The 10431-nt window shown below is 40.8% G+C and carries 9 protein-coding genes and 1 pseudogene; 9 read left to right on the top strand and 1 reads right to left on the bottom strand.

Annotated features, from left to right (window positions below; genetic code table 11):
- A pseudogene (locus FTU39_RS05880) lies at positions 1-214 on the top strand (IS982 family transposase); the annotation flags it as partial.
- 21 nt (positions 215-235) lie between these two features.
- On the opposite strand, the gene FTU39_RS05875 reads toward FTU39_RS05880, so the two are convergent.
- On the bottom strand, positions 236-1072 hold the full coding sequence (locus tag FTU39_RS05875) for a pyruvate, water dikinase regulatory protein (protein WP_004973178.1): 837 nt from the start codon (positions 1070-1072) through the stop codon (positions 236-238).
- A gap of 155 nt (positions 1073-1227) precedes the next feature.
- Here FTU39_RS05875 and ppsA point away from each other — a divergent pair, with 155 nt between their 5' ends.
- From ppsA to rpsF, 8 genes are all read left to right on the top strand, one after another.
- Positions 1228-3606 carry a phosphoenolpyruvate synthase gene (gene ppsA / locus FTU39_RS05870; RefSeq protein WP_004973175.1) on the top strand — a complete coding sequence of 793 codons (2379 nt, stop codon included), beginning with the start codon at positions 1228-1230 and terminating at the stop codon, positions 3604-3606.
- A gap of 74 nt (positions 3607-3680) precedes the next feature.
- A complete protein-coding gene (locus FTU39_RS05865) occupies positions 3681-4478 on the top strand; it encodes an RDD family protein (RefSeq protein WP_180051852.1) in 798 nt (265 codons plus the stop codon).
- 302 nt (positions 4479-4780) lie between these two features.
- A complete protein-coding gene (gene cyoA, locus FTU39_RS05860; protein ID WP_004973169.1) occupies positions 4781-5854 on the top strand; it encodes a ubiquinol oxidase subunit II in 1074 nt (357 codons plus the stop codon).
- A 3-nt stretch (positions 5855-5857) separates the two neighbouring features.
- The gene (gene cyoB, locus FTU39_RS05855) at positions 5858-7846 is read left to right on the top strand and encodes a cytochrome o ubiquinol oxidase subunit I (protein ID WP_096900904.1); all 1989 of its coding nucleotides are present in this window, start codon (positions 5858-5860) and stop codon (positions 7844-7846) included.
- A gap of 3 nt (positions 7847-7849) precedes the next feature.
- Positions 7850-8467 (top strand): cytochrome o ubiquinol oxidase subunit III, encoded by a 618-nt coding sequence (gene cyoC / locus FTU39_RS05850; protein ID WP_004973159.1) that lies wholly within the window; start codon positions 7850-7852, stop codon positions 8465-8467.
- A complete protein-coding gene (locus FTU39_RS05845; RefSeq protein WP_004973158.1) occupies positions 8467-8793 on the top strand; it encodes a cytochrome o ubiquinol oxidase subunit IV in 327 nt (108 codons plus the stop codon). Before cyoC ends, FTU39_RS05845 begins: the two co-directional genes overlap by 1 nt.
- Before the next feature lie 10 nt (positions 8794-8803).
- On the top strand, positions 8804-9682 hold the full coding sequence (gene cyoE / locus FTU39_RS05840; protein WP_004973155.1) for a heme o synthase: 879 nt from the start codon (positions 8804-8806) through the stop codon (positions 9680-9682).
- A 354-nt stretch (positions 9683-10036) separates the two neighbouring features.
- On the top strand, positions 10037-10426 hold the full coding sequence (rpsF, locus tag FTU39_RS05835) for a 30S ribosomal protein S6 (RefSeq protein ID WP_004973153.1): 390 nt from the start codon (positions 10037-10039) through the stop codon (positions 10424-10426).
- The last annotated feature ends 5 nt before the right edge of the window (positions 10427-10431 follow it).

The following is a 10431-nucleotide window of genomic DNA, read 5'->3' as shown; positions in this document are numbered from 1 at the left end:
CTTATTGCCATTTTCTGATGAATTTCATCTACGACAACGTAAAAAAATTGAAACATTGATAGGATTATTGAAAGAAAAATATCACTTAGTTACGAGTAAACATCGTTCGATTGCTGGTTTTTTAGCAAGCGTATTTTCTTCACTATGTGCGTATCAACTTTGCCAAAAGAATAAGCCTAAAATTCATGTGATTAAATCTTTGGCTTATCCGTAACTGGGGTTACATATAGTTTCATTAACCAATACGACGTTTTAAACCTGTCATTTGTAAAACACGTGTTGAAATTTCTTCAATCGACATTTCAGAAACATTTAAATATTTAATGCCTTCTGAAATATAAATACCCTCAATCGCACGCAACTCCATTTGGCATTGATTAAAACTTGCATAACGGCTATTGGCTTTACGTTCAGTACGAATTGCCACAAGGCGTTCAGCATCAATCATCAAGCCAAATAACTTATGTTTATGCGGCTTTAATACGGCTGGCAAACGGTTGTCATCGAGGTCTTCTTCAGTCAATGGATAGTTCGCCACACGAATCCCGAACTGTAAAGAAAGGTAGATGGAAGTTGGCGTTTTACCCGAACGCGACACCCCAATCAGAATCAGATCGGCCTTGTCGTAATGGCGTGTACGTGCGCCATCATCGTTATCTAAGGCAAAATGCACCGCATCAATACGTGCCTTGTAAGATTCAGAATCTGTTACGGCATGCGTCTGCCCGACCAAAGTGGTTGGTGGTGTTCCTAACTCTTCAGAAAGCTTACTAATTAAGCCTTCAAATACATCTAAATTAATTGCTTTGGCAGTGTTGATAATGTCACGCACATATTGGTCAACCAATGTATCAAACACCAAAGGTAATTGACCATCAATTTGTGCTCGGGCATTAATCTCTGCCACCACATTCATAGCCGCTTCTTCAGACGTAATATAAGGATGAATATGAATATCAAAGTCCACATTTGGAAATTGCGCTAAGAGTGAATGTCCAAGGGTTTCAGCCGTAATTGCAGTTCCATCGGAAATAAAAAAAACACTCCGCTTAATTTGTTTACCATCTGACATTAAAATTCTCCTTAAACATTTGTCTTAGTGCTATATAATCTTTATAGTAAACCGATCTTACATGACTGTCGCTTAGTAAAACCAAATTGCTAAGTAGATTTATTATAATTTCATGACAAGATAGTGATTAATACTGCAAAAGTGGAGTAACAACTTTGGAAGCGCGCGTAATTGGTCTGGAAAAATTAGGGAAACACGATGTTGAGCTCGTGGGTGGGAAAAACTCATCTTTGGGCGAAATGATCAGCCACTTATCTAATGCTGGTGTATCGGTACCAGGTGGCTTTGCAACAACAGCTGCTGCTTATCGTGAATTTCTCGAGCAAAGTGGCCTAAACGCTAAAATTCAAGCAGAGCTAAAAACACTCAATGTAGATGACGTGAATGCGCTTGCTGAAACTGGTGCAAAAATTCGTCAATGGATTGTCGACACTCCGCTTACTGCATCACTAGAACAAGAAATCCGAGTTGCTTTTGAAGCACTCTCTAACGGCAACCCAAACATCGCGGTTGCCGTTCGTTCATCTGCAACTGCAGAAGATCTACCAGACGCATCTTTCGCAGGTCAGCAAGAAACATTCCTAAACATCCGTGGCATTGACAACGTATTAATTGCCATTAAAGAAGTTTTTGCATCTTTGTACAACGACCGCGCGATTTCTTACCGTGTACACCAAAACTTTGACCACGATGTCGTTGCTTTGTCTGCAGGCGTACAACGTATGGTACGTTCAGAAACTGGCGCTGCTGGTGTAATGTTTACCCTAGATACAGAATCTGGTTTCCGTGATGCTGTATTCATTACTGCTTCTTATGGTTTGGGTGAAATGGTGGTTCAGGGTGCAGTTAACCCAGATGAATTCTATATTTCTAAGCCTTTATTAAAAGCAGGCAAACACTCAGTTTTACGTCGTAACCTTGGCTCTAAACACCAAAAAATGATTTATGGTGAAGAAGGCGCGGCTGGTAAATCTGTAGTTGTGGTCGATGTTGAAAAACAAGATCGCCAACAGTTCTCTTTAAATGATCACGAACTACAAGAATTAGCGAAACAAGCGTTAATTATTGAAGAACATTATCAAGCGCCTATGGATATTGAATGGGCAAAAGATGGTGATGACGGTCAAATCTACATCGTTCAAGCACGTCCTGAAACTGTAAAAAGCCGTGAAAACGTCGGTACTATGGAACGCTACCTATTGAAACAAAAAGGTACGGTCATTTGTGAAGGTCGTTCAATTGGTCAGCGTATCGGTTCTGGTAGAGTCCGCGTTGTAACGTCTATTAAAGAAATGGACAAAGTTCAGGAAGGTGACGTTCTTGTTTCAGACATGACTGATCCAGACTGGGAACCAGTGATGAAACGTGCTGCTGCAATTGTCACTAACCGCGGTGGTCGTACTTGTCACGCTGCAATTATTGCCCGTGAATTAGGCGTACCTGCAATTGTAGGTTGTGGTAATGCAACTGAAGTTTTGACTGATGGTCAGGAAGTTACAGTTTCTTGCGCCGAAGGCGACACAGGTTTCATTTATGAAGGTGCTTTAGATTTTGAAGTTCAAAAGAACTCAATCGAATCTATGCCTAAACTTCCGTTCAAAATCATGATGAACGTTGGTAACCCAGACCGCGCATTTGACTTTGCTCAAATTCCAAACGAAGGGATTGGTCTTGCACGTTTAGAATTCATCATCAACCGTATGATTGGTGTGCATCCTAAAGCATTGCTTAATATTGACAGCTTACCACGTGAAACACGTGCAGCAGTTATGGCGCGTACTGCGGGCTATTCATCGCCAATCGAATTCTATGTAGAAAAATTGGTTGAAGGTATTTCTACCCTTGCTGCTGCATTCGCTGACAAACCAGTGATTGTGCGTATGTCTGACTTCAAATCAAACGAATACGCAAACTTAATTGGTGGTAAGTTATATGAGCCAGAAGAAGAAAACCCAATGTTGGGCTTCCGTGGTGCAAGTCGTTATGTGTCTGACAATTTCCGTGACTGCTTCGAGCTTGAATGTCGTGCCTTGAAAAAAGTACGTGACGAAATGGGCTTAACCAACGTACAAATTATGATTCCATTTGTACGTACCGTTGCTGAAGCAAAACGTGTGATCGAATTGCTTGCGCTGAATGGTTTAAAACGTGGTGAAAATGGTCTGAAAGTGATCATGATGTGTGAATTACCAACCAACGCATTGTTGGCTGAACAATTCCTTGAGCACTTCGATGGTTTCTCTATCGGCTCAAATGACTTAACTCAGTTAACACTTGGTTTAGACCGTGACTCAGGCATTGTTTCTCACCTGTTCGATGAACGTGACCCTGCAGTGAAAGCATTACTTTCTATGGCAATTCACGCATGCCGTAAAGCAGGTAAATATGTCGGTATCTGTGGTCAAGGCCCTTCAGATCACCCTGACCTTGCACGTTGGTTAATGGAACAAGGTATTGAATCTGTATCTTTAAACCCAGACTCAGTTTTAGACACTTGGTTCTTCCTTTCTGAAGAAAAAGCTCAACAAGCGTAGTAAAACGTGTTAAAAGAAAACCCATGCACCTGCGTGGGTTTTTTTTCAAATTCATTTTTTGAGATTTTATATTTATGCAAATTTACTTGGCACGAAATAATCAACAAGCTGGGCCATACACCTTAGAGCAGCTCAACCAAATGCTCGCCAGCCAACAAGTGTTGCTGACAGATTTGGCTTGGCACCAAGGCATGAGCGAATGGAAAGCTTTAGGTGAACTCACCCAAGGTAAACTTGTATATGAACCACAAGGCTACGTCAGCACACCACCTGCCCCTGAACATTCACCTTTTCAAAATACAGATTACACGGCTACAAACACATCACGACCAAGCTCAGCATCATCAAATTCAAGAACACAGGCAACAAAAAATGAATTGGCGAGCATTAACCAACGTGCTTTAGCCAAAATTATAGACATGTTGTTATGGTTGCCTGCAGCAGCACTTCCCTCTTTTTTCTTAAATGCGGACCAGTTTGAACAATTGTCTGGTTTACAACAAAAAATGCAGGTAGCGACAACGTCTGATCAAGCCATGCAATTGCAAACTGAACTCTTTCAGCTCATTCCAATGCAAGCTTGGCAAGCGGTGGCAATTTATTTATTGATTATGCTGGGCATACAAGCCTTCCTGCTGGCTAAAACTGGACAAAGTATTGGCAAACGTCTGACTAAAATTAAGATTGTCGATGCTGAAACCGATGAAAAAGTCAGCCTAATGCGTGTGTTTACTATTCGCTCTATCATTTTCATTATTTTGAATATGATGTTTATGCCCTTCATCACAATTTTAGATTATGGCTTTGCATTTGGTGCAAAACGACAGGCTTTGCACGATAAACTCGCCAAAACCAAAGTCGTAAAGCAATAATTTGATTTTATTTATTCAGGGATGATTGATCATCCCTTTTTTCTTATAATATTGATAAATATAAATAAATTAAAATTAACACAAATAATTCCGAGTATAAAAATTGGTTTTCATTCCCTCCACTTAAAGCCGCTTTATGTGTAGCTTAGTTTGTCGATATCAGGCATAATGCCCTACAACGTAGCGGTGTCCGATGATTAAGAAGACTTTTTCATCTTTTTTGATGTCTTTTTAATCATGCGACACTTTAATCGCTATCCCATATTAAATTAGGGAATGGGACTCTTCACCGAGGTTGTAAAATGAGACAAACGATTTTAGCTGTATTGTCTTTATCTACGATGGCTGCACTCTTAACTGGGTGTGGCGGTGATTTAGTACTTCTGAACTCAAAAGGTCCAGTTGCAGCAGGTCAAAGTAACCTGATGATGACTGCGATTTACCTAATGCTATTGGTGGTTATTCCATCTGCAATTATGGCATTGTGGTTCGGTTGGAAATATCGCGCATCGAATAAAGACGCAGACTATCAACCAACATGGTCACACTCTACTGCAATTGAAATTGTAGTATGGGGTATACCTGTTATTATTATTTGTATTTTAGCTTGGTTAACTTGGTGGGGTTCCCACAAGTACGACCCTTACCGTCCGCTAGAATCCGAAAAAGCTCCTTTAACTGTTCAAGTTATTGCTGAACAATTTAAATGGATCTTCATCTACCCAGAACAGAACATTGCTACTGTTAACGAATTACGCTTCCCAGAGCAAACGCCTGTAAGCTTACGTTTAACATCTAACTTCACAATGAACTCGTTCTTTATCCCTGCATTATCTGGTCAGATTTATGCAATGGCGGGTATGCAAACTCACTTGAACGTTTTAGCAGACAACACGGGCGAATTCCGTGGTTTCTCATCTAACTACTCAGGTTATGGTTTCTCGCAAATGCGCTTTAAAGCTCACTCTGTAACTCAAGCTGATTTTGAGCAATGGGTAACAGCTGTTAAAGCAGGTCAAGGTACGACTATCAATCCTCAAGCTGTTCAAAAAACAGTTTTAGATCAAGCTGAATTTGCTTCTTTACGTGACGGTAACCGTTCACAGAAACAAATTGATGCAATGGTTCGTAACGCCAAAACTGAATTAGAGAAAAAACTTGCTGCAACGGCTTTAAAAGAAGGTCCATATAAGACTCAGCCACATCCTGTGACTTATTACTCTTCTGTTGAGCAAGGCTTGTTTGAATCAGTGATCAATAACTATATGAGTAACTACCATGGTGCTGACCATTCAGCTCCTGTAGTGGCTGGTGAAGCGCCTGCTTCTGAAACTCATGTAGCAGTTGAACATGCGACTGCTTCTCAAGGGGAATAAGACATGAGCTTATTAGGTAAGTTAGGTCCAGATGCAATTCCTTACGATCCAATCGTATTGGTAACTGTTGCAGCGATGATCTTAGGTGGTCTTGCAGCGATTGCTGGTATTACCTACTTCAAAAAATGGGGCTACTTGTGGAACGAATGGTTCACATCTGTAGACCATAAAAAAATTGGTATCATGTATATCTTTGTATCTGTAGTCATGTTACTTCGTGGCTTCGCAGATGCGATCATGATGCGTCTTCAACAGTTCCTTGCGAAAGGTGGTGGTGAAGGCTATTTACACCCAGAACACTATGACCAGATTTTCACCGCACACGGTGTGATCATGATCTTCTTCGTGGCAATGGGTCTTGTTGTTGGCTTAATGAACATCTCTGTACCATTACAGATTGGTGCTCGTGACGTAGCCTTCCCGTTATTAAACTCTTTAAGCTTCTGGTTATTCGCTGGTGCTGCAGGTTTAATGATGGTTTCACTTGCATTAGGTGAATTCGCTGCTACAGGTTGGATGGCTTATCCTCCTCTATCTGGTATCGAATATTCTCCAGGTGTTGGTGTTGACTACTATATTTGGGCACTTCAGGTTTCTGGTCTAGGTACGCTTCTTACTGGTGTTAACTTCTTCGTTACCATCATCAAAATGCGTGCGCCTGGCATGAAACTTATGGACATGCCTGTTTTCACTTGGACAACATTAGTTACTGCGGTACTTATCATTGCAACATTCCCAGTTTTAACTGCGACAATTGCAATGTTAACGCTTGACCGTTACTTCGGTTTCCACTTCTTTACGAACGACATGGGTGGTAGCCCAATGTTGTATGTAAACTTGATTTGGACATGGGGTCACCCAGAAGTTTATATCTTAGTATTACCAGCATTTGGTATTTACTCAGAAGTAACTGCGACTTTTGCTCGCAAAACATTGTTCGGTTACAAATCAATGGTGTACGCAACTGTTGCAATTGGTGTGTTATCACTTGTTGTATGGGTTCACCACTTCTTTACCATGGGTGCAGGTGCCAACGTTAACGCGTTCTTCGGTATCATGACCATGATTATTGCGATTCCTACTGGTGTGAAAATCTTCTCTTGGTTATTCACCATGTACAAGGGTCGTATTACCTACACTACCCCAATGCTTTGGACACTTGGCTTCCTTGTGACTTTTGGTATCGGTGGTTTAACAGGTGTATTAATGGCAGTTCCACCAGCGGACTTCCTTGTACACAACTCTTTATTCCTAATTGCTCACTTCCATAACGTAATTATTGGTGGTGTAGTATTCGCGATGTTCGCAGGTATCATTTACTACTGGCCAAAAATGTTTGGTTGGAGACTCAATGAAACTTGGGGTAAAGCAGCATTCTGGTTCTGGTTCTTCGGTTTCTACTTTGCATTCATGCCACTTTATATCCTTGGTTTCATGGGTATGACTCGTCGTTTGAATACATATGACAACCCAGAATGGGATCCATACTTGGCAATTGCGTTCTTCGGTTCTGTGTTAATTGCTATTGGTCTATTCTGCTTCGTTATGCAGATTGTGGTTGGCTTCCTACAACGCAACCAACGCTTAGACCTTACTGGAGATCCATGGGATGGCCGTACGCTTGAGTGGGCTACTTCTTCTCCAGCACCGTTCTATAACTTTGCTCACCTTCCAAAGATCAATGGTATTGATACTTTCTGGACTGACAAAGAAAATGGTGTTGCATACGCTCGTCCAACGAAGTATGAAGATGTCCATATGCCAACTAACCGTGCAGCTGGCTTCATAATTGCAATGTTTATTACAACTATGGGCTTCGCATTAATCTGGCATATTTGGTGGCTAGCAATCGTTACGTTCATTGCGGCAATCATCAGCTTCATCGTGAGTTCTTTCACGAAGAAAGTGGACTACTATGTTCCTGCTGCTGAAGTTGAGCGTATTGAAAACGAACGCTATGCGATCCTTGAAAAACACTTGAAGAAGGACTAAGACATGGCTGAAGTACTTCATCACGACAACCACGGACATGATGATCATCACCACGATGATACGGACATCACCGTCTTTGGTTTCTGGACCTACTTGATGAGTGACCTTGTAATTTTCGGTACACTCTTCATCGCGTTCGCTGTATTAAGTAGCCACGTTCCAGTAGGCACTCCAACAGCTAAAGATTTGTTTGGCGAGTCATTAGGCTTCGTTTTAACAGAAACTTTTGCCCTGTTGATTTCTTCTGTAACTTTCGGTTTTGCCGTTTTAGCTGCTTACAAGAAAGATGTTGCTAAAGTTCTAACTTGGTTAGGCGTGACTTGGGTTTTCGGTGCGATCTTTATTGGTATGGAACTTTATGAGTTCAACCATTTAGTTCACGCTGGACATGGTCCAAGTGCGAGTGCGTTCTTATCTGCGTTCTTTACTTTGGTTGGTACGCACGGTATTCACGTAACTTCAGGTTTAGTTTGGATGATCGTGTTAATGGTTCAAATCAAGAAATATGGTTTGACTATTCCGAACATGCGTCGTTTAGCTTGCCTAAGCTTGTTCTGGCACTTCCTTGACATCGTTTGGATCTGTGTATTCAGCGTAGTTTACTTGATGGGAGTTCTCTAATGAGTCACGATCACAACTCTGCTGGTGCATCACACGGTAACACTAAGCAATATACGATTGGCTTTATCCTTTCTGTTATCCTTACCATTATTCCTTTTGGTATGGTTATGGCAGGTGGTTTTGGCCGTGGTATTTTGATTACTGTTATTTCGATTACAGCAGTTGCTCAGATTCTTATTCAATTAATTTATTTCTTGCATATGAATTCTTCTTCAGAGCAACGTTGGAACGTGATTGCATTCGTGTATACCATTCTGACCATTGCCATCCTTTTGGTTGGTTCTGTATGGATCATGAACTACCTACACTACAACATGATGATCTAAACTGGTTGTCATGCTGAAAAAGTATTTATTCCTGACAAAGCCAGGAATTCTCTTTGGTAATTTTATTACCACTTTGGGTGGCTACTTTGTAGCTGCCCAAGGTTCTGTAGATTTCCTTCTCCTACTGCTTACTCTGCTTGGTACAACGCTTGTTGTCGCCTCAGGATGTGTGGTCAACAATATTATTGACCAAGACATCGACCAAAAAATGCAACGCACACAAAACCGTGCTTTAGTGAAAAAAACTGTTTCTGTTCCTATTGCGCTGATTTATTCAGTGGTATTGGGCATAATTGGTTTTAGCATTTTATGGTTTGGAGTTAACGCATACGCTTTTCTTTTTGCACTGATTGGTTTCGTGGTTTATGTCGGCTTTTACAGTCTATGGACCAAACGCACAACAATTCATCAAACCATTATTGGCAGTATTTCAGGCGCAAGCCCACCTGTCATTGGTTATACCGCTGTTGCAAATCAATTTGACTTAGCTGCACTACTTATCTTTTTAGGTTATGCACTTTGGCAAATGCCCCACTCTTGGGCGATTGCAATTTACCGTTTTGATGATTACAAAAATGCGGGGATTCCAATTTTGCCAGTTGCTCGTTCAATTTTACGAACGAAAATTGAATCACTGATTTATGTGGTGTTATTTACCGTTGCCATGAATGGACTGTTTGTATTTGGTTATGCAAACTGGCTGTATCTGGTTATTTTGAATGCACTTTGTATTTATTGGTTCTATATTGGCGTCATTGGCTTCAAAGCTGAAAATGATCAATTATGGGCAAAACGCTTTTTCCTATTTTCGGTTATTTTAATTACTGTTGTGAGTTTATGTTTTAGCTTTACAGCAACTGCACCAAGCACGCAAATCATACTTTTTTAAAAGATAGAGTTTAACTCTATCTTTTAATGGAGTGCCTACCCTCTCCACACTTCAATATTTAAATAATAACAATTTATCTGTCTTTGATTTATTCGTCCTTAATAATTTTCGAATTAAACACTCTAAAAGTTAGTGACATACAAATACAAAGTATAAAATTTAAATTCCAAGCATAGATGCAAAATATTACATTCCCTTTTTACCCAAGCCGATCTTTTCTTAGACCAAGCCTTGTATTTACTTGGTAAAAGCTCTAAAATTCACGCTTCGCAATTTTGCGACACAACTTCGGTTGTGACTCCTTGCTTCTGGCTCAATTTAGTCAGGGGCTGCATAAACCGTAAGGAGCTGACAATGCGTCACTACGAAATCGTACTTTTGGTACACCCAGACCAAAGCGATCAAGTTGTGGGTATGGTAGAACGTTACCTAACTCACATCAAAGAAGCTGAAGGTCAAATTCACCGTTTAGAAGATTGGGGCCGTCGTCAATTGGCTTACCCAATTAACAAAATTCACAAAGCGCACTACATTCTTATGAACGTTGAATGTGGTCAAACTACGCTTGACGAGTTAGAAGAATTGTTCCGTTATAACGACGCGATCCTTCGTAGCTTGATCATCCGTCGTGAAAACGCTATCACTGAAGAGTCATTATTGGCTAAGAGTGCTGAAGAAAAACGTGCGCGTAAAGCTCAACGTGAAGAAGCACAACACGCTAACCAAGACTCTGCTGAAGCTTAAGGAGA

The organism is Acinetobacter sp. YH12099 (genome assembly GCF_013419195.1).
Taxonomy (GTDB): Bacteria; Pseudomonadota; Gammaproteobacteria; order Pseudomonadales; family Moraxellaceae; genus Acinetobacter; species Acinetobacter towneri.
This window is presented reverse-complemented; position numbering and strand designations above follow the sequence as displayed.